At 66.3% G+C, this 19,999-nt stretch carries 17 protein-coding genes; 3 read left to right on the top strand and 14 right to left on the bottom strand.

Features of this window, described 5'->3' with window-relative positions:
• Positions 1-18 precede the first annotated feature (18 nt).
• The 8 genes from LC039_RS17030 to chvE all read right to left on the bottom strand — a co-directional run bounded on the left by LC039_RS17030 (position 19) and on the right by chvE (position 9,703).
• Positions 19-975 carry a TAXI family TRAP transporter solute-binding subunit gene (locus LC039_RS17030; protein WP_226626693.1) on the bottom strand — a complete coding sequence of 319 codons (957 nt, stop codon included), beginning with the start codon at positions 973-975 and terminating at the stop codon, positions 19-21.
• 155 nt (positions 976-1,130) lie between these two features.
• A complete protein-coding gene (locus LC039_RS17035) occupies positions 1,131-2,177 on the bottom strand; it encodes an aldose epimerase family protein (protein WP_226626694.1) in 1,047 nt (348 codons plus the stop codon).
• Positions 2,164-3,099 carry a Gfo/Idh/MocA family protein gene (locus tag LC039_RS17040; RefSeq protein ID WP_226626696.1) on the bottom strand — a complete coding sequence of 312 codons (936 nt, stop codon included), beginning with the start codon at positions 3,097-3,099 and terminating at the stop codon, positions 2,164-2,166. The genes LC039_RS17035 and LC039_RS17040 overlap by 14 nt, the downstream gene beginning before the upstream one ends.
• Complete coding sequence (locus LC039_RS17045; RefSeq protein WP_226626697.1) at positions 3,099-3,974, bottom strand: SMP-30/gluconolactonase/LRE family protein; 876 nt, start codon at positions 3,972-3,974, stop codon at positions 3,099-3,101. The genes LC039_RS17040 and LC039_RS17045 overlap by 1 nt, the downstream gene beginning before the upstream one ends.
• Positions 3,974-5,725 (bottom strand): L-arabinonate dehydratase, encoded by a 1,752-nt coding sequence (araD, locus tag LC039_RS17050; protein ID WP_226626699.1) that lies wholly within the window; start codon positions 5,723-5,725, stop codon positions 3,974-3,976. The genes LC039_RS17045 and araD overlap by 1 nt, the downstream gene beginning before the upstream one ends.
• A gap of 44 nt (positions 5,726-5,769) precedes the next feature.
• The gene (gene mmsB, locus LC039_RS17055) at positions 5,770-7,008 is read right to left on the bottom strand and encodes a multiple monosaccharide ABC transporter permease (RefSeq protein ID WP_226626701.1); all 1,239 of its coding nucleotides are present in this window, start codon (positions 7,006-7,008) and stop codon (positions 5,770-5,772) included.
• Positions 7,009-7,021: 13 nt separating this feature from the next.
• Positions 7,022-8,539 carry a multiple monosaccharide ABC transporter ATP-binding protein gene (gene mmsA / locus LC039_RS17060; protein WP_226626702.1) on the bottom strand — a complete coding sequence of 506 codons (1,518 nt, stop codon included), beginning with the start codon at positions 8,537-8,539 and terminating at the stop codon, positions 7,022-7,024.
• A 99-nt stretch (positions 8,540-8,638) separates the two neighbouring features.
• Positions 8,639-9,703, bottom strand: coding sequence for a multiple monosaccharide ABC transporter substrate-binding protein (gene chvE, locus LC039_RS17065; protein WP_226626705.1), 1,065 nt, complete (start codon positions 9,701-9,703; stop codon positions 8,639-8,641).
• A gap of 135 nt (positions 9,704-9,838) precedes the next feature.
• Here chvE and LC039_RS17070 point away from each other — a divergent pair, with 135 nt between their 5' ends.
• Complete coding sequence (locus LC039_RS17070; protein ID WP_226626708.1) at positions 9,839-10,768, top strand: LysR family transcriptional regulator; 930 nt, start codon at positions 9,839-9,841, stop codon at positions 10,766-10,768.
• Positions 10,769-10,805: 37 nt separating this feature from the next.
• Here the strand turns inward: LC039_RS17070 and LC039_RS17075 are convergent, their stop codons facing one another.
• From LC039_RS17075 to LC039_RS17100, 6 genes are all read right to left on the bottom strand, one after another.
• Positions 10,806-11,534 (bottom strand): FadR/GntR family transcriptional regulator, encoded by a 729-nt coding sequence (locus LC039_RS17075; protein WP_226626710.1) that lies wholly within the window; start codon positions 11,532-11,534, stop codon positions 10,806-10,808.
• Positions 11,531-12,523 (bottom strand): galactofuranose ABC transporter, permease protein YjfF, encoded by a 993-nt coding sequence (gene yjfF, locus LC039_RS17080; RefSeq protein ID WP_226626712.1) that lies wholly within the window; start codon positions 12,521-12,523, stop codon positions 11,531-11,533. The genes LC039_RS17075 and yjfF overlap by 4 nt, the downstream gene beginning before the upstream one ends.
• A complete protein-coding gene (locus tag LC039_RS17085; RefSeq protein ID WP_226626715.1) occupies positions 12,520-13,563 on the bottom strand; it encodes an ABC transporter permease in 1,044 nt (347 codons plus the stop codon). Before LC039_RS17085 ends, yjfF begins: the two co-directional genes overlap by 4 nt.
• Positions 13,563-15,065 (bottom strand): sugar ABC transporter ATP-binding protein, encoded by a 1,503-nt coding sequence (locus LC039_RS17090; RefSeq protein ID WP_226626716.1) that lies wholly within the window; start codon positions 15,063-15,065, stop codon positions 13,563-13,565. Before LC039_RS17090 ends, LC039_RS17085 begins: the two co-directional genes overlap by 1 nt.
• A 92-nt stretch (positions 15,066-15,157) precedes the next feature.
• Positions 15,158-16,111, bottom strand: coding sequence for a galactofuranose ABC transporter, galactofuranose-binding protein YtfQ (gene ytfQ, locus LC039_RS17095; protein WP_264179591.1), 954 nt, complete (start codon positions 16,109-16,111; stop codon positions 15,158-15,160).
• A gap of 285 nt (positions 16,112-16,396) precedes the next feature.
• Positions 16,397-17,053: a hypothetical protein gene (locus LC039_RS17100; protein WP_226626718.1), complete on the bottom strand. Its 657-nt coding sequence runs from the start codon at positions 17,051-17,053 to the stop codon at positions 16,397-16,399.
• 428 nt (positions 17,054-17,481) lie between these two features.
• Between LC039_RS17100 and LC039_RS17105 the strand changes: the two genes are divergently transcribed.
• Together LC039_RS17105 and LC039_RS17110 are read left to right on the top strand one after the other, a co-directional pair.
• On the top strand, positions 17,482-18,792 hold the full coding sequence (locus tag LC039_RS17105; protein ID WP_226626719.1) for an AAA family ATPase: 1,311 nt from the start codon (positions 17,482-17,484) through the stop codon (positions 18,790-18,792).
• Complete coding sequence (locus tag LC039_RS17110; protein WP_226626721.1) at positions 18,789-19,841, top strand: ParB/RepB/Spo0J family partition protein; 1,053 nt, start codon at positions 18,789-18,791, stop codon at positions 19,839-19,841. Before LC039_RS17105 ends, LC039_RS17110 begins: the two co-directional genes overlap by 4 nt.
• Positions 19,842-19,999: the final 158 nt, after the last annotated feature.

Below are 19,999 nucleotides of genomic sequence, written 5' to 3' on the forward strand. Positions count from 1 at the left end.
GAATAATTTAGTCCGGACTTACTTCTGAGCGTCGCTCAGCGCAATGCCCGCCTCTTCGTAGTAGCGCACGGCACCGGGGTGCAGCTTGCCACGAACGTTCTCCAGCAGCGCCGGGTCGACGCCGGTCCACCAGGGGGACTCCTCGCCCATCCGCGCCTTCTCTTCCCAGAAGGTCTTGGTGAGCTGGTAGGCGGTGTCCACGTCCATCTTCGTGGTGGTGTAGGCGACAACCGGCAGCGAGGTGGTGGTGATGTCCGCGTCCTGACCGGCATAGGTGCCCGCCGGGATCACCAGCTTGGCGCGGCCGGTATCGGCAACCTGTTCGTCGCTCAGCGAGAGCACGGTCACATCGGTCGAAGCCGCAGCCTCGACAACGTTCGGCGCCGGGAAGCTGCCGGCGGTGACGAAACCGTCGATCTGGCCGTTCTTCAGCGCCGGCACGGCGTTCGACAGCTCGACGTCGGCGATCTTCACCTTGCCGTCGAGGCCGAAGAGACCGAGGTATTTCTCGCCCTCGGAGGCGCCGAAGCTGCCCTTGCCGAGCAAGATGTTCTTACCTTCCATCCCGGCGAAGTCGGTGACGCCGCTGTCGTTGGACATGACGAAATGCATGGTCAGCGACGGCAGCGGGAAGAGCGCGCGGATCTCGCCGAAGGCGGGGTTTTCCTTGCCCTCGAAGGCCCCCTTGCCGCCCTGCGCGGCCGCGACCAGCGCCGGCGGCGAGGTGAAGACGTAGTCGCCGCCGCGGGCGCGCACTTCCATCACGTTCTGCTGGCTGCCCTGGCTTTCCTCGACGGTGACGATCACGCCGCCGTCGGTGCCCGCCTTCATCGCCTCGGCGATCTGCACGCTCATCTGATAGTAGGAGGAGCCCGACTTCGCCGCCTTCAGCGTCACCCGGGTTTCCGCCTGCGCCGGCACCGCTGCCAGCAATGCAAGCCCAGCCGCCAGCGCGGCCTTGCCAAGAAAGTTCATTTGTCCAGCTCCTCCAAAAGCTTCGCGCGACATAGACACCGCGTGTCCCGTGGGGTCAAGCAGATGCCGAGCGCGGTCTTCGCCCCCGCGGGGGCGCCTCCCGGCGCGAGCATGGCACAGGTGGCGCGGGTTTAGCGAGAGGCCCTCGCCGCCTTTCAGCGGATGCCGAAGGTGAAGCTCATCTCGGCGCGGCGGATCTCGCCCGGGCGCAGCACCGGGCTCTGCGCCCCCCAGCTCTCGGGCATGTTGATCGCATCGGGCCAGATTTGCGGCTCGAGGCAGATGGCGTCGTGCTTGCGGGCGGCAAAACCGCCCTTGCCCGGCACCGAGCCGTCGAGGAAGTTGCCGGTGTAGACCTGAAGCCCCGGCAGGTTGGTGGTCATCCGCATCAGCCGCCCGCTGGTCGCGTCATGCAGCTCGATCTCGCCGGGATCGAGGCAGAGGCAATGGTCGTACCCACCGAGCGCGCCGGAGCGCACCGCGGTCAGCGGCTGCCGCCCCTCGCGGAAGTCGAAGGGGCTGGCGCCGACCGGCGCGACGCCGCTGGGGATGAGCTGCGCGTCCACCGTCAGGTAGCGCGACGCGGGCACCTTCAGGCGGTACTCGAGCGCCGAGCGCGGGCGGGTCGGCAGCGCCGAGAGACCGGCCAGCGCAAAGAAGCTGTGATTGGTCATCGACACCAGCGTCGGCGCCTCGGCCTCGGCCTCGTAAGTGATGCTGAGACAGGGTCCCGCCGGGGTCTCGCGCAACGCGTAGATGGCGCGCGCGGTCAGCGTGCCGGGAAAGCCCTGATCTCCCGCATGGCTGACCATCTCGAGCGTCACCGAGCAGTCTCCCAGTTCGGACACCGCCCAGTTGCGCCGGTCGAACCCGTCGGGCCCGCCGTGCAGCGTGGTCTCGCCCTCGTTCTGCGCCAATTGGTAGTCGCGCCCGTCGAGGGCGAAGCGCCCGCCCGCGATGCGGTTCGCCACGCGCCCCACCGAGGCGCCGAAGAACATGCGATGGTCGAGATAGCCCTGCAGATCGTCGAAGCCGAGCACGATGTCATCCACCCGGCCCTCGCGGTCCGGCACCCGCAGCGATTGCAGCGTGGCCCCGTAGGTGAGCACCTCGGCGCTCACCTCGCCCGCGCGCAGCGCGATGCGCTCGACCGGCGTGCTCGAGCGCACGTGGCCGAAGGGGTGGCGCTCAGGGATCGTCATGGAAGGCCTCGACGCGGGACTGGGCGCCCAGCAGGAAGGCGTCGGCCACCAGTTGCAGCGGCGCCAGGTCGACGTCGGACTCGCCCGCCGCGATCAGCTCTGCGAAGCGGGCGTAAAGTCGGCGGTACTCGCGGTCCTCCGCCGAGATCCGCGCCTCGCCGCCGACAAAGAGCTTCGCCCCGCCCTCGCGCAGCAGCACCTCGGGACCGTCGGTCTCGACGAGGATGTCCCAGGTCTGCGGGCCGGTCTGGCGCCAGTCGAACTCGGCGCCGACGGGCGCGCCGGAGGCGGTTTCCATCTCGAGCTTCGCGGCGATGGGGGCCTGCTTGTTTTCCGGCACTTCGAGGTGTGCCGCCACCGGGTGCACCGGCTCGGGCAGGATGCGGGTGAGGATCGACAGCGCGTTGATCCCCGGATCGAACACGCCGAGTCCGCCCGGCTGCCAGATCCATTCCTGCCCCGGGTGCCAATGGCGCACATCTTCCTTCCAGGTGATCGTCGCGCGCTTGATCTTGGCTCCTGCCAGCAATTCCCGCGCGTCCTCGACCGCCGCCGCCTCGCGCGAATGCCAGGTGGCAAAGAGCGTCACGCCCTTCTCCCGCGCCAGACGCGCCAGCCCCTCGACCTCCGACACGCTCGCCCCCGGCGGCTTTTCCAGCATCACGTGCTTTCCGGCGTTGATCGCCGCCACCGCCTGCGCGAAGCGCCCCTGCGGCGGGGTGCAGAGCGAAATGGCCTGCAGGCCCGGCGCCTTGGCCAGCATCTCGCCCACATCGTGGTAGGAGGGCAGCGTCTCATGCCCGGCGTGACGGCTGGCGATGGCGGCCAGTTGCAGCGCCGGCACGTCCTCGAGCGAGGGCAAGTGCTGGTTGCGCGCAATGGTGCCGAGGCCGACGAGGCCAAGCTGGATCGGATCGCTCATCAGGCGTCTCCCGTGTCGAGTATGAAGGCGGGCTCCGCCTTGCCCTGCCCTGCGCCGAGTTCGGCGAAGACCGCGCCGGAGCGCGGCGCCTCGGCCAGAGCGTCGGGGCCAAGGCCCTGCGTCGCGGTGGTGCAATAGAGCGTGGTGAAATCCGGCCCGCCAAAGGCCGGGCAGGTGCTGTGCGGGGCATCCATCTCGTGGCGCGGGCCGAGGCTGCCGTCGGGGGCGATCTCGATCACCGCGCCCTCTCCCCAGAGCGCCACCCAGAGCGTGCCCGCCGCATCCGTCACCGCGCCGTCGGGGCTGAGCCCGGCGTGGCTGAAGTCGACGAAGACCTCCGGCGCGGCGGTGGGCCAACCCGAGCCATCCAACGCCACCCGGAACAGCAGCCGCGCGTCGGTGTCGGCGAAGTAGCCGCAGCCGCGCGCCTGGTCGAAGCAGAGTGCGTTCGGGATGGTGATCCCGTCGACGATGGTGCGCAGTTCGCCTCCGTGATGACGGTAGATCGCCCCCGCGTGCGGCTCGGCGCTCTTGCCCATTGTGCCGATCCAGAAACCGCCCCAGGGATCCGCCCGCCCGTCGTTCGAGCGGGTCACGGCCTTGTCCTTCTCGAGATCCACGAGATGCGCAAAGACGCCCGTGGTCACGTCATAGGTCCACAGCCCGGTCTCCGAGGCCACCAGAAGCCGGTCGCGGTCGATCCAGGCCGCCGCCGAGCACATCTCGGTCAGCGGAACGGCGCGGGTATGCCCCGTGGCCGGATGGTGCGACAGCAGCCGCCTGCCGGTGATGTCGAACCAGAACAGCTCCTCGCGAAGGGGGTGCCAGAGCACCCCCTCGCCAAGCGCGCAGGTCCGGGCGTCGAAGACCTCCATCAGTGGCTGTCCTTGCCCACGTCGTTGCCGCGGCAGCCCTTGAGGAAGTCGAGGTCGGCGCCGGTATCGGCGCCCTCGACGTGGCTCTGGTGCAGCCAGGCGTAGCCGCTGCCCGGCAGGTCATGCGTCGGCTTCCAGGCGGCGAGACGCGCGGCCAGCTCCTCGTCGGGAATGTCGAGGTGCAGGCGGCGGCTCTCCACGTCGAGCTCGATCATGTCGCCGTCCTTCACCACCGCCAGCGGCCCGCCCGCCGCTGCCTCGGGCGAGGTGTGCAGGATCACCGTGCCGTAGGCGGTGCCCGACATGCGCGCGTCGGAGATGCGGATCATGTCGGTGATGCCCTTCTTCAGCACCTTCGGCGGCAGGCCCATGTTGCCGACCTCGGCCATGCCCGGGTAGCCCTTGGGCCCGCAGTTCTTCAGCACCATGATGCAGGTCTCGTCGATGTCGAGCGCCTCGTCGTTGATCTTGGCCTTGTAGTCGTCGATGTCCTCGAAGACGACGGCGCGGCCCTTGTGCTTCAGCAGGTGCTCCGAGGCCGCCGAGGGCTTCAGCACCGCGCCCTTGGGCGCGAGGTTGCCACGCAGCACGGCGATGCCGCCCTGCTGTGTCAGCGCCTTCTCGAGCGGCAGGATGACGTCCTCGTTGTGGTTCACTACGTCTTTGACCTCATCCCAGATGCTCTGCCCCGAGACCGTCAGCGCGTCCTTGTGCAGCTGGCCGCTCTCGCCAAGGCGCTTGAGCACCACCGGCAGGCCACCGGCGTAGAAGAACTCCTCCATCAGGTATTTGCCCGAGGGCATCAGGTTGACGATGGTCGCCACGTCGCGGCCGCAGCGGTCCCAGTCGTCGAGCGTCAGGTCGATGCCGACCCGGCCCGCCAACGCCAGCATGTGGATCACCGCATTGGTCGAGCCACCGATGGCGCCATTGGTGCGGATGGCGTTCTCGAAGGCTTCCTTGGTCAGAATATCCGACGGCTTAAGGTCGTCTTTCACCATCTGTACGATGCGTCGGCCCGAGAGCTGCGCCATCACGCGGCGGCGGCTGTCCACTGCCGGGATCGCGGCATTGCCCGAGAGCGCCATGCCGAGCGCCTCGGCCATCGACGCCATCGACGACGCCGTGCCCATGGTGTTGCAGGTGCCGGAGGAGCGGGACATGGACTGCTCCGCCTCGAGGAACTCCTCCTGCGTCATCTCTCCGGCCTTCACCATCTCCGAGAACTTCCACAGATGCGTACCGGAACCGACGCGCTCGCCCTGGAAATAGCCGTTCAGCATCGGCCCGCCGGTCACGACGATCGAGGGCACGTCGCAGGAGGCGGCGGCCATCATCAGCGAGGGCGTGGTCTTGTCGCAGCCGACCATCAGCACCGCGCCGTCGATCGGCTGGCCGCGGATGGTCTCCTCGATGGCCAGCGCCGCGAGGTTGCGGAACATCATCGCCGTAGGGCGGAAGGTGTTTTCCGAGGCCGAAAACACCGGCACCTCGACCGGGAAGCCGCCGGCTTCCCAGACGCCCGCCTTCACCTTTTCCGCCAGCTCGCGCAGGTGGCCGTTGCAGGGGGTGAGATCGGACCAGGTGTTGAGGATGCCGATGATCGGGCGCCCGTCGAACAGGTCGTGCGGGTAGCCCTGGTTCTTCAGCCAGCCGCGGTGGTAGATCGTGTCGCGCGAGTTGCCCGAGTACCAATGGGTCGAGCGCAGCTTGCGCGGCCAGGGGGCGGGGGTGAAATCCTTGACGGACATGGGTGCCTCCAGAGCGGCTTGGTATTGGGGGCTGAGCGCGCGGCTCAGCCCTGTTTCGATTTGTTGTAGACGTCGAAGATCACGGCGGCGAGCAGCACCAGACCCTTGATCATCTGCTGGTAGTCGATGCCGATGCCCATGATCGACATGCCGTTGTTCATCACGCCCATGATGAAGGCGCCGACCACCGCGCCGACGATCTTGCCCGAACCGCCCGCCATCGAGGCGCCGCCGATGAACACCGCCGCGATCACGTCGAGCTCCATGCCGAAGCCGGCCTTGGGGGTCGCGGTGTTGAGGCGCGCGGCGAAGACCAGACCCGCCAGCGCCGCCAGAACGCCCATGTTGACGAAGGCGAGGAAGGTCAGACGCTCGGTCTTGATACCCGAGAGCTTGGCCGCCTTGCGGTTGCCGCCAAGCGCGTAGATGCGGCGACCGATCACCGTCTTCTGGGTGATAAAGGCGTATATGATAATCAGCACGCCCATGGTGACCAGCACGTTGGGCAGGCCGCGGAAGGTGGCGATCTTGAAGGTCAGGAAGAGCAGCGCGCCGCAGACGATGGCATTGCGCACCCAGAAGAAGTTCGCGGGCTCGCCCTCGATGCCATAGGCCTTGTCCCGCGCCCGCTCGCGCAGGCCGAGCCAGACGATGGCGACGGCGGCGATGATGCCGACGCCCATGGCCAGCAGGTTGAAGTTGCGCGATCCGGCGATTTCGGCCAGCCCGGCGGTCATCTCGCGCGGGAAGAGGTCGGGCACGAAGCCGGTCGACAGCATCTGGAAGCCCGGCGGGAACGGCCCCACCGACTGCCCCTGCAGCAGCCACAGAGAGGCGCCGCGGAACACCAGCATGCCGGCCAGCGTCACGATGAAGGACGGGATCGACCAATAGGCCACCCAGTAACCCTGCGCCGCGCCGATCAGCCCGCCGACGACGAGACAGGCGAGAATGGTCAGGGGCACGGGCCAGCCCCAGTGCACGATCATCACCGCCGCCAGCGCGCCGATGAAGCCGAGCACCGAGCCGACCGACAGGTCGATATTGCCCGAGACGATGACGATGAGCATCCCCAGCGCCATGATGATGATGTAGCTGTTCTGCAGGAACAGGTTGGTGATGTTCACCGGGCGCATCAGCGTGCCGCCGGTCACCGCCTGGAAGAACACCATGATGGCGATGAGCGCGAACAGCAGGCCGTATTCGCGCATGTGGTTGCGCAGGTAGTGCTTCAGGCCCTGGCCTTCGGACTGCCCTGCGGTTTCTGCCGTTTGAGTGGACATGTCCCCTCCCCTCTCACTCGCTGACGATGAGCGACATGATGCGCTCCTGGCTGGCTTCCTCGGCGGAGAGTTCCCCGACGAAAGCGCCTTCGTTCATGACATAGATGCGGTCGCACATGCCCAGCAGTTCGGGCATCTCCGACGAGATCATCACAACGGCTTTGCCTTCGGCGGACAGCTCGTTGATGATCGAATAGATTTCGTATTTCGCGCCGACGTCGATGCCGCGCGTGGGCTCGTCGAGGATCAGCACCTCGGGCTCGGTGAACAGCCACTTGGCCAGAACCACCTTCTGCTGGTTGCCGCCCGATAGGTTGCCGACCTGCTGCATCACCGTGGGCGTGCGCGTGGCAAGCGCCTTGCGGTAGCGCTCTGCGACCTCGGTCTCCTCGGCCTCATTCAGCACGCCCTTGTCCGAAACACCGCCAAGGTTCGACAGCGTGGTGTTAAAGCGAATGCTCTCGTCGAGGATCAGCCCCAGAGATTTGCGGTCCTCGGTGACATAGGCGAGGCCGTTCGCGATCGCCCGGTCCACCTTCGACACGTCGATCGGCGTGCCGTGCAGCGACACTTCGCCCGAGATGTTCCGTCCCCAGCTCTGGCCAAAGATCGACATGGCCAGCTCGGTGCGGCCCGAGCCCATGACGCCGGCAATTCCGACGACCTCGCCCGCACGGACGTTGAAATTGATGTTCTTGATAACCTGGCGCTCGGCATGCTCGGGGTGCCAGACGTTCCAGTCCTTCACCGCCATCACCACCTCGCCGGCGCGGCGCTCGCGGTCCGGGTAGCGCTGCGACATGTCGCGGCCCACCATGTCCCGCACGATCTGATCTTCCGAGAGGCCCTGCGAGGCATCAAGTTCGGACACTGCCATGCCGTCGCGGATCACAGTGACCGTGTCGGCGACATAGCGCACCTCGTTGAGCTTGTGCGAGATGATGATGCAGGTCACGCCCTGCGCCTTCAGCTCCAGCATCAGGTCGAGCAGCTTGCGGCTGTCGTTCTCCTGCAGCGCCGCCGTCGGCTCGTCGAGGATCAGCAGCTTCACATCCTTGGAAAGCGCCTTGGCGATCTCCACGAGCTGCTGCTTGCCAACGCCGATGCTGTCGACCAGCGTGCCCGGCGCATCGCGCAGGCCGACCTTGGCCAGCAGTTCCTCGGTGCGGCGGAAGGTTTCCTGCCACTGGATCACGCCGCCGGCCTGCCGCTCGTTGCCCAGGAAGATATTCTCGGCGATCGAGAGCTGCGGCACCAGCGCCAGTTCCTGGTGGATGATGACGATGCCCTTGTCCTCGCTGTCGCGCAGCGTCCTGAACTCGGCGAGCCCGCCATCGTAGTGGATTTCCCCGTCGTAGCTGCCCACGGGGTAGACCCCGGAAAGCACCTTCATCAGGGTCGATTTTCCGGCACCGTTCTCGCCGCAGATCGCGTGGATCTCGCCCTCGCGGACCTGGAGGTTCACCTGGTCGAGCGCTTTCACCCCAGGGAATTCCTTGGTGATGCCGCGCATCTCGAGCAGAAGAGTCATGACCCGTACCTGCCTTGTATGAAGTGAGGGTCGGGGGAGGCCCATGGGCCTCCCCCAATTCAGCGCCCCGGGAGCAAATGGGGCGCTCGGGAGGATCGCTTACTTGATCTGGTCTTCGGTGTAGTAACCGGAGCCGACCAGCACCTCTTCCCAGTTCGAGGCGTCCACCGGGACGGGCTCGAGCAGGTAGGACGGGACGACCTTCACGCCGTTGTCGTAGGTCTCGGTGTCGTTGATCTCGGGCTCGGAGCCTTCCATCACCGCGTTGACCATGCCGACGGTGACGCGGGCGAGTTCACGGGTGTCCTTGAAGATGGTCGAGTATTGCTCGCCGGCGAGGATCGACTTCACCGACTGCACCTCGGCGTCCTGGCCGGTGACGATCGGCATCTTCAGATCGCCCGAGCCGTAGCCGACGCCCTTGAGCGAAGACAGGATGCCGATGGACAGGCCATCGTAGGGCGCGAGCACGCCGTGGACTTCCTTGTCGGTGTAGTTGGCCGACAGGATGTTATCCATGCGCGCCTGAGCGACCGCGCCGTCCCAGCGCAGCGTGCCGACCTTGTCCATGCCCATCTGGCCGGACTGGATGACGATGTCGCCGCTGTCGATCAGCGGCTGCAGCACCGACATGGCACCGTTGTAGAAGAAGTAGGCGTTGTTGTCGTCCGGCGAACCGCCGAAGAGCTCCACGTTCCACGGCTTGCTGTCGGGGAAGCGCTCCTCGAGGCCCTCGACCAGCGAGGTTGCCTGCTGCACGCCGACCTTGAAGTTGTCGAAGGTGGCGTAATAGTCGACGTCGCCGCTGTCGCGGATCAGCCGGTCATAGGCGACGATGCGCACGCCCGAAGCGGCGGCATTGGCCAGCGCGTTCGACAGGGTGGTGCCGTCGATGGCGGCGATCACCAGCACGTCGACGCCCTTGGTCACCATGTTCTCGATCTGCGCGAGCTGGTTGGGAATGTCGTCTTCTGCGTATTGCAGGTCGGTCGCGTAGCCGGCTTCTTCCAGCTGCTTGACCATGTTGTTGCCGTCGTCGATCCAGCGCGCCGAGCTCTTGGTCGGCATGGCGATGCCCACGGTGCCCTTGTCCTGGGCGAAGGCCGCGCTGGAAAGCGCAACAAGGCTTACCGCGAGCGCACCCGCGAGTTTCTTGAGTTTCATCGGTATCCTCCCGTTGAAGGGGGCGTCTCCCGCACCCCGCTGGTCCCCGTTGGGGACGTCAAAAGTCCTACTTAATGGTGACATACCGAACAAATACCAATATTCGTTATCCGCATAACTGAATTGGTATGTGATATGTCCGAGCTGCTGAGAAACCTGCGCCCCGCGCAGGTCCGCCTGATCGCGGCGATTGCCGAACACGGGCAACTGCAGGTGGCGGCCACCGCCTGCCGTATGACCCAGCCCGGTGCCTCGCGGATGCTCTCCGAGCTTGAACGCGCCATCGGCGCGCGGCTTTTCCAGCGCACGCCCAAGGGGATGGAGCCGACGCCCACCGGCGCGCTGCTCGCCCAGCACGCGCGGCGGATCGAGCACGACCTGCGGCGCATGGCCGAGGATTTCGACGACCTGCATTCCGGGCTTGGCGGCACGGTGCGGGTCGGGGCGGTGACCGGCCCGGCGCTCGGCCAACTGGTGCCGCAGGTGCAGCGGCTGAAGACGCTGTCCAGCTCCGTCGACGTCTCGATCGAGGTCGCGCCCTCGGTGGCGCTGGTACAGGCGCTGGAGCGCGGCGAGCTCGATTTCGCCCTCGCCCGGCTGCCGCCGCAGGTCAACGAGCGCGACTTCATCCTCGAACCGGCCCGGGACGAGATCGTGCAGCTTCTGGTGCGTGAGGGGCATCCGATGCTCGGGCGCAGACCGGTCGCCATCGCCGACCTGCACGGCACGCGCTGGATCCTGCAACAGCGCGGCGCGCCGATCCGAGCCGCCATCGAGACCGCCTTCCACGACGAGGGGATGACCGCCCCGCCGGACGTGATCACCACCTCCTCGCTGCTGGCAATCATCGCGCTGCTGAAGGATTCCGATGCCGTCGCGCCCATGTCGCAGGAGGTCATCGACCTCATGCTCGAGCCGCCGGTCTCGGCCGAGCTGCGGCGGCTGCAGTTGAACCGGCTGCTGACCGTGGAGCCCTACCTGATCATCCAGGCGCGCGGGCGACACATCTCAAAAGCCGCCGACCGGCTTCTGGGGATGGTGCAGGAAAGTATCCGCAGTTTCTGACGGTATTCCCGGCTTCGGGAATATTTCTCACCGGAATTCAACCCGCCCGGCGCACCCCGCCGGCGGGCGCATCCTTCACCACCTTTTCCATACAAAGGCGCGCGCGCTCCGGCACCCCGGCACGGATCGCATCGACGATGGCGCGGTGCTTTTCGACGCTGCGGGCGAGATCGCCCGGATCCCGCGCCTCCTCGGCCTCGGCGATGAGCTGCGAGTAGAGCGCCGCCTGCACCAGATCGCCCAGCGACTGCAGGAAGCGGTTGTCCGAGAGCTGCAGGATCAGCTTGTGGAACTCCAGATCCGCCATGGCAAAGGCGGTGCGGCTGCCCGCATGCGCCAGCGCCTCACAGCTCGCCTCGAGCTTCGCGTGTTCCGCGGGCCCCGCCCGCTCGGCCACCAGCGCCGCCGCAGCGGGCTCGATGATCAGCCGGATCTCGTTCAGATCGGCGACGAAGCGCCCGGGCGTCTTCTGTTCGGAATGCCAGCGCAGCACGTCGGGGTCGAACATGTTCCACTCGGACGAGGGCTGCACCCGCGTGCCGACCTTGGCCTTCGAGGCCAGCATGCCCTTGGCGATCAACGTCTTCTTCGCCTCGCGGATCACCGTGCGCGAGACGCCGAACATCTCTTCGAGGTCCGGGTCGAGCGGGATCATCGCGCGCTCGGGATATTCCCCCGCGACGATGGCCAGCCCGAGCTGGTCCACCACATGGGTGGTATGGCTCTGGGCGCGGTCCGAAAACCCGCCGCCCGCCGTCAATGTCATGATCGCGCGTCTGATGCGGTCAGAAGCCTTATGCGCGCCGTCGTTGCCCAACCCAGTCCCTTTTGCAGCATGATGAAGGCGAAGAGCAGGCCCCCGATCACGATCTTCGTCCACCAGCTCGAAAGCGTGCCGTCGAAGACGATATACGTCTGTATCAGCCCCATGATGAGAATGCCAAAGAAAGTGCCCGCGACAAATCCGCTGCCACCGGTCAGCAGCGTGCCCCCGATGACCACCGCGGCGATGGCGTCGAGCTCGACGCCGACGGTCGCCAGCGAGTAGCCCGCCGAGGTGTAGAGCGTGTAGACGATCCCCGCGAGCCCGGCCAGACCGCCCGAAACGGCGTAGATTCCGATGGTCGTCCGGGCCCGCGGCACGCCCATCAGCTGCGCGGTCTGCGCCGAGCCGCCGATGGCATAGACGTTCTGGCCAAAGCGCGTGCGGTGCAGCACGATCATCGCCGCGACATAGGTCAGCAGCATCAGCGCCCCGGTCAGCCGGAAGCGCCCGCCGCCCGGCGCCTTCCAGTAGAGCGACTGCAGCCAGTCGTAGAACTCATGGGTGATCGGCACGGACTCGGTCGAGAGCACATAGGCCAACCCGCGCATCAGGAACATGCCCGCGAGGGTGACGATGAAGGGCGGCATCTCGAGGTAGTGGATGATCCCGCCCATGGCGGCGCCGAAGCCGGTGGTGATCAGCAGCACCAGCGCAAAGGCCACCAGCGGATGGATCGAGGTCTCGCGCAGGATCACTGCGAGGAAGACCCCGGTGAAGGCGATCACCGATCCGACCGAGAGGTCGATGCCGCCGGACAGGATCACGAAGGTCATGCCGACCGCGGTGATGCCAAGGAAGGCATTGTCGGTCAGCAGGTTGGCGACCACCCGCGTCGAGGCCATCGCCGGGTATTGCGCGGCGCAGAGCACGAAGGCCAACACGAAGGTGGCGAGCGTGATGTAGAGCGGAAGCTTGGTGGACTGGCTCATGACTGACCCTCCTCTTGCGGGGTCCGCGGGGCCGGCTTCGGCCTTTCCCGCAGCACCGGCCCTGTCGAGGCGCGCAGCAGGTAGAGGCTGTGGCGCACGCGCGGGCTCTGGATGACGAGGATGGCGATGATGATCAGCGCCTTGATGACGAGGTTGAACTCCACCGGCATGCCTGAGAGCAGGATCAGCGAATTCACCCCCTGGATGATCAGCGCCCCCAGCAGGGAGGCGGTGATCGAGAACCGCCCGCCCAGCAGCGAGTTGCCCCCGATGACCACGGCGAGGATCGCATCGAGCTCCATCCAGAGCCCGGCGTTGTTGGCATCCGCACCCTTGATGTCGGCGGCAACGATGACGCCCGCCAGCGCGGCGCAGAGCCCGGAGACGAGGTAGACCGCGATCAGCAGCACCCGCGCATTGATCCCGGCAAGGCGCGAGGAGGTCTGGTTGATCCCCACCGCCTCGATCAGCAGGCCAAGCGCAGAGCGGCGGATCACAAGGCCCACGGCGCAGGCCACGGCGATCCAGATCCAGATCGGTGTCGGGACGGCGGCGATGGTGCCGGCCCCCAGCCGGATCAGGCCGGGGTCATTGAAGGTCAGGATCGCGCCCTCGGTCAGCAGCTGCGCAATGCCGCGCCCGGCGACCATCAGCACCAGCGTGGCGACGATCGGCTGGATGCGGAAGATCGCCACCAGCAGCCCGTTCCACAGCCCGCAGGCCGCGCCCGCCGCCAGCGCCATGAGCACCGCCAGCGTCCAATGCGCGCCGCCCACCACGGCCGAGGCGGCGACTGCCCCGGCGATGGCCATCACGGCCCCGACCGAGAGGTCGATGCCCCGCGTGGCAATGACCAGCGTCATGCCGGTGGCCAGAAGCGCCGTCGGCGCACCGCGGTTGAGCACGTCGATCAGGTTGCCGAAAAGCCGCCCATGCTGAAACTCGATGTTGAAGAAGCCCGGGAACACCAGCACGTTGGCCGCCAGCACCAGCGCGAGGATGATGATCTGCGGCATGACCCGCTTGAGCGTGGATTTCATCATGCCGCGTCCTCCGCCGCGATGGCCTCGACGATGGCCTTGGTGGAAATCTCCGCCCCGCTCAGTTCCCCCACCTGCCGCCGGTCGCGCAGCACGACGATGCGCGAGGAATAAGCCACCAGCTCCTCCATCTCCGAGGAGGCGACGATCAGCGCCATGCCCTTCTCGCGCAGGTCCTCGATCAGCGCGATGATCTCGGCGTGCGCCCCCACGTCGATACCGCGGGTCGGCTCGTCGAGGATCAGCAGCTCGGGCTCTGTCGCCAGCCAGCGCGCCAGCAGCGCCTTCTGCTGGTTGCCGCCCGACAGCAGCCGGATCGGCATGTCGAGCGAAGCCAGCCGGATATCCAGCGCCTTGACGTAGTGCTGGGCGATTTCCTCGGCCTTGGCGCGGGGAATGGGACGATGCCAGCCCTGCCGCGCCTGCAGCGACAGGATGATGTTCTCGCGCACCGACAGGTCGCCGACGATGCCGTCGGTCTTGCGGTCCTCGGGGCAGAGCGCAAAGCGGTTGCGGATCGCCTCGCGCGGGTTGGTGATGCGCAGCCCCCTGCCCCGCAGCTCCGCCGTGCCCTGATCCGCCGCGACCACGCCGAAGACCACATTCGCGGTCTCGCTGCGGCCCGAGCCGAGCAGCCCGGCAAGGCCGACCACCTCGCCCTCGCGGATCTCCATGTCGAAGGGCTCGATGCTGCCGCCCTTGCCGAAGCCCTTGAGCGACAGCAGCAATTCGCCGGGCTCGGAATGGGCGCGATGGTGCGTCGCTGCCTCGAGCTGGCGACCGAGCATCAGGGTGACGATCTCGGTCTGGCTGACGTCGGCGAGCCGCCGGGTGCCCACGACGCGGCCATTGCGCAGGATCGTAGCGCGGTCCGAGATGGCAAAAACCTGATCGAGGAAATGGGTGATGAAGACGATGGCCAGCCCCCTGCCCTTCAGCCGCTCGATCACCGAGAACAGCAGCTTTACCTCGTCGTGGTCGAGGCTGGCGGTGGGCTCGTCGAGGATCAGCACCTTGCCGGAAAGTTCGACGGCGCGGGCAATGGCGACGATCTGCTGGATGGCGATGGAATAGCTGTCGAGCAGCCGTCCCGGGTCAATGTCGAGCCCGTAGTCGCGCAGCACCTCGCGCGCCTCGCGCTTCATCCGCCGGTGATCGACCATGCCCCAGCGCATCGGCTGGCGGCCAAGAAACAGGTTCTCGGCCACCGTCAGGTTCGGCAGAAGGTTCACCTCCTGGTAGACGGTGCCGATGCCGAGCGCCTGGCTGTCCAGCGGATCGCGCGGGTCGATCTCGACGCCCGAGAGCGCGATCGTGCCGCCGTCGCGGGTGTAGGCCCCCGTCAGGCACTTGATCAGCGTGGATTTCCCCGCGCCATTCTCTCCCAGCAGCGCGTGCACCTCGCCGGGATAGAGCGCCAGCTCCACGTCATCGAGCGCGATGGCGCCCGGAAAGAATTTGCTGATGCCGCGCGCGTGCAGCACCGGTTCTGGCATGGCCATCCCGAGTTCCCTCCCCTGGAACAGGGTTGTGCGCCTCCCGGACCCCCTCCGGAAGGCGCGTCTGGCAGGGGCATCGCCCCCGCCGCGCAGCGTCAGTATCCGAGATCCTTCTTGCTCTCGTAAATGGCCGCGTTGTCGTCATCGCTGGTGTAGAGCTTGGACTCGGTCTGGATCCACTTCGGCGGCATGGTGCCATCCGCCCAATAGGCCTCGAGCACGTCGAAGGCCGGGCCCGCCATGTTCGGCGTCAGTTCCACCGTGGCATTGGCCTCGCCGGCCTTCATCGCCAGATGGATATCCGGCACCGAGTCGATGGAGACGATCTTGATGTCCTCGCCCGGCTTCAGCCCGGCTTCCTTGATCGCCTGGATCGCGCCAACGGCCATGTCATCGTTATGCGCATAGAGCGCGCAGATGTTCTCGCCGCCCTCGGACTTGAGGAAGCTCTCCATCACCACCTTGCCCTGCGCCCGGGTAAAATCGCCGGTCTGGCTGCGGGTGATGCTGATATTGTCTGCCGCGGCGATGGCCTCCTCGAAGCCCTTCTTGCGCGAGATGGCGGGCGACGAGCCGGTGGTGCCCTGCAGCTCGACCACCGGGCATTCGGCGTCGCCCACGGCCTCGACCAGCCAGTTGCCGGCCACCATGCCCTCGTGCACCTGGTCCGATGTGACGGCGGTCATGTAGAGATCCTCCGGCGCGTCGATATTGCGGTCGAGCAGGATGACCGGAATGTCGGCGTCCTTGGCCTCTTCGAGCACTTCCTCCCAGCCGGTGGCGACCACGGGGGCCAGCAGGATCGCATCGACGCCCTGCGCGACAAAGCCGCGGATCGCCTTGATCTGGTTCTCCTGCTTCTGCTGCGCGTCGGCAAACTTCAGGGTAATGCCGCGCTCCTCGGCCTGTTGCTTGGTGACCGTTGTCTCGGCGGCCCGCCAGCCGGATTCCGAGCCGATCTGGCTGAAGCCGACGGTCTCGCCCTCGGCCATGGCAACAGCGGGCACAAGGATAGCGGCGCTTGCGAGCAAGCTTTTCAGAATATTCATGGTGTCCTCCCTTAGACCTCTCCTCAGGTCCTTCGGATATTAAGTATTACTTTATTACTATTGTAAAGCTTGCTGTGGTCGGGTGACACGGAGGTACCTGATATCAGTGGGTTACGCCGCACCCGGCTTGAGCTTTTCCAAGGCAGGCGCGACTCGGTGGAAGAGGATAGAGGGCTTGGGTGGGGCACGGAAAGCCGGGGGCTCTGCCCCCGTCGTCGCCTCCGCGACGACTCCCCCGGGATATTTGGGGCCAGACGAAGGCGGCATGCCGGCCTACCGGCAGGGTCAGCCCGTGATCTCGATCCGGCGCAAGCCGGGAAATTCCTGCGCCGCCATGCCCTGCAGCGGGCGGAGGTGGTGGGTCAGAACGTATTGCGCGGCAAAGGCCGAAGGCGCCCGGAGCAGCAGCAGCCCCTGCTCGAAACTGTCGAAGTCGAGCCCGGAGAACCAGCTTCTGTGCAGACCGGGATCGCTCTGCGACAGCCGCGACAGGGTGCGCGCCCAGGGGCCGCTGTCGGGCGTCGCTGCGGCGGCCGCCGCGGGTTCCGCGGCACGGGCGCCGAAGTCGACGCGGACCACCTTTTCGCCGGTAGCCTCAGGCTCGGGCTGCTGCACCTCCATGCGGGCGGTGAAATCAGGGCCGACGTTGTCCCAATGCGGCGCAGAAAGCCGGTAAACCTCGGAATAATTGAGCCGGTAGGCGGCCACCCTGCCCCGCACGCCTGGCCTGAGCTGGAGGAGGATCTCGGACTTCGTCAGGCGCTTGATCTCGCGTTTCACCGTGCGCTCATCAACCGACCAAAGCCGCGCCATCTCGCGCTGGCCCACCGTCAACTCGTCGTTGCGCCAATTGTAGCGGGCCGTGACGATGGCCACGAGCCGCAGCATCGAGGTCTGGAATCCCGGTGATCCGTTCAGCCCGGCAAGGGCCAACGCCGTCAACAAGTCATATTTCTGGGAACCTGCCTGAGGTCCCGTAAATCGTTTGAAGTCCATGTCCGTCTGCTCTGCCGCCGAATTGGGACCGGCTTCATTGGCCGATTCCCCGTTGGCTTCGACACTGCTCGATTTTCCCGTCGTTTGTCAATGTGGACAAAAAAGCGGGACCGGAACCCTTATCCAAATTTATTTGGAAAAAATCGGTTCTTTGGTAATGGGTGACAGGCATGGTGACACCAATATAGGGGGTGTTTGTCACCTTATCCACCGGTTTGGCCCCAAAGCTGTCACCGAGTCTGTGCCTTGGGTGCCGCAGAAATCCCGTAATCCTGAAAATCTCCGCCGAAATACGAGAAATGCAAACTCTGGGTTTTGCCCTTTCCGCCATTCGCGTTATTGAAAGGACAGTAGCAGAAAACACGAGCAGGCTCATGAGAGACCATTCCGACCTTCAATCGATGAACGAACGCAGCCTCGCACAGCAGGCTGCGGTGCGGCGCGCGACCTTCTCCCCGGCAGAAGAGAAGATCCTCCGGCCCTTCTCCATCTGGGAGATCAGCCACTTCATGTTCGACGTGCCCGCGGACACGCTGCGCAAGAAGCTGGCCGACGATCCCTCGCTGCCGCAGGGCTCCGTCGAGGAGGACGGGCGCCAGCGCTGGTTCTCGCTGCAGGAGATCAACGAGCTGCGCCGCCGGCTGCGTTTCCGCGGCAAGTCGCTCCTGCCCCACCGCCCGGCCGGCCGCGCCATGCGCGTCGCGGTGTCGAACTTCAAGGGCGGCGTCGGCAAGACCGTTGTGGCCCAGCACCTCGCCAATGCCGCGGCGCTCGACGGCTACCGCGTCCTGGTGATCGACTTCGACCCGCAGGCCACGATGACCCACTCAATGGGGCTGACCGAGGTGAAGGAGTGGAACACCGTCTGGGGCATCATGTGCCGCGACCTCTGCCGCGAGGCGGACCGGATCGCCGCGGCCTACGATGACCCGGCCGACTGCCCCTACCCCACCGCCGACGAGCTGCCCGAGGATGTGCAGTCGATCGGCGCGCAGCGCATCCAGGACTTCATCCAGAAGACCGCCTGGCCGACCATCGACATCATCCCCTCCTGTGCCAACGCCGCCTTCGTCGAGTTCGCCTCGGCGCAGTACCGCGCCATGCACAAGGCCTGGAGCTTCTTCGGCTGCGTGTCGCGCTACCTCGACGAGCTGCCCGAGGATCAATACGACCTCATTATCTTCGACTGCCCGCCGGCCATCGGCTACCAGTCGCTGAACGCGGCCTTCGCGGCGGACATCCTCTATATCCCCTCGGGCCCCGGCTACTGGGAATATGACTCCACCACCAGCTTCCTCGGCCAGCTCGGCGATGCGCTCGAGGATATCTCGGACGGCTTCGCCAAGGTCGCCGAGGATGCGGGCATCCGCCTGCCCAAGCGGTTCGAGGACGTGCGGCTGCTGATGACCCGCTTCGAACAGTCCAACCCGCTGCACGTCGCGATGATGGATGCCTTCCGCAATGTCTTCGGCGCCGACGTCTGCAAGCACGCGATCGAGATGACCCGCGCGGTCGAACAGTCCGGTCGCTTCCAGCAGTCGGTCTACGAGCAGGACTACCGGCAGATGACCCGCGAGACCTGGAAACGGGCACGGCAGAGTTTCGATGCCGCCTACGACGAGTTCAAGGAAGTGGTGCTGCGCGCGTGGGAAGCGAAAGGCGCGAAGGAAGAGGTTGAGGCATGAGCAGCAAGAACAAGTTCGGTTTTGGTCCGATCGAGCCTGCACAGGTGAAACCGCGCCGCCGCGACGTGGGCCCGATGGGCGCCGCGGTGCGCGAGGCGGCAAGCAGCATGACCGAGAGCACCGAGAACCTCGTCGAGCAGCGGCGCCAGAACGCCACCGACGCCAAGGCGTTTCGCCTGGCCCAGGAAGAGGGCCGCGTGCTGGTCGCGATCCCGCTCGAGGACATCCGCACCGATGATCTGCCGCGCGACCGGCTCGACCTCAGCGGGGTGGCGACCTCGGACGAGATGGAGGAGCTCAAGGCCTCGATCCGCGAGCGCGGGCAGAAGGAGCCGATCGAGGTCTACCGCACCGAGACCGGCTACCAGCTGAAGAAAGGCTGGCGCCGGATCACCGCGCTGGAGCAGCTTCTCACCGAAACCGGTGACGCGCGCTTTGCCAAGGCGGTGGCGCGTGTGGCGGAAGAGGCGGGCACGCGTATCGACCTCTATATCGACATGGTCGAAGAGAACGTGATCCGTGAGGACCTGAGCTTCGCCGAGATGGCGCAGGTGGCGATCACCGCGGCGCAGGACGCCGGGCTCGACGGGATGGGCGCCGAGGAACTCGTCGGCCGCATCTACGCGTCGCTGCACAAGATGAAGCGCTCCTACATCCGCAGCTTCGTCTACCTGCTCGAACAGCTCGAAGAAGCGCTGCCGTATCCGAAATCCGTGTCGCGCAACCTCGGTGTCGACGTGGCGCGCAAACTTCAGGCGGCACCGGAACGGGCAGGGGCGCTGCGCAGCGTGCTGTCGACGGTGAGCTCGGTCGAGGAGCAGGCCGAGGTTCTGAAGAAATTCGTGCAAAGCGCGGAACGCGCCGAGGCGAAGTCGCAGGACACGCCGCGCCAGCGCAGCGTGAAGTACGAGTTCCATGTCGGGCTGTCGAAGGTCACCGCGCGCAAGGGCGAGTGCCGGATCCTGTCGGAGATCGATTTCTCGTCGGTGGACCGCAAGCGCCTGCAGCGCGCGGTGGAAGCCTTCGAGGCCGCGCTGCGCGACGGGTAACCCATGGGTTACGGAGGCGGGGGGAGGTAACCCGACCTGAAAACAAAGGGCACGAGAGGCCGGTAACCCATGGGTTACCGGCCTTTTGCTTGTCCAGCCCGAATGGGGTCGCGCGCGCATTGGCGGACAAGGGTGCCGGTTGGCGAGGAGGTCTTCTG

The organism is Alloyangia pacifica (assembly GCF_020524285.1).
GTDB lineage: Bacteria > Pseudomonadota > Alphaproteobacteria > Rhodobacterales > Rhodobacteraceae > Salipiger > Salipiger pacificus_B.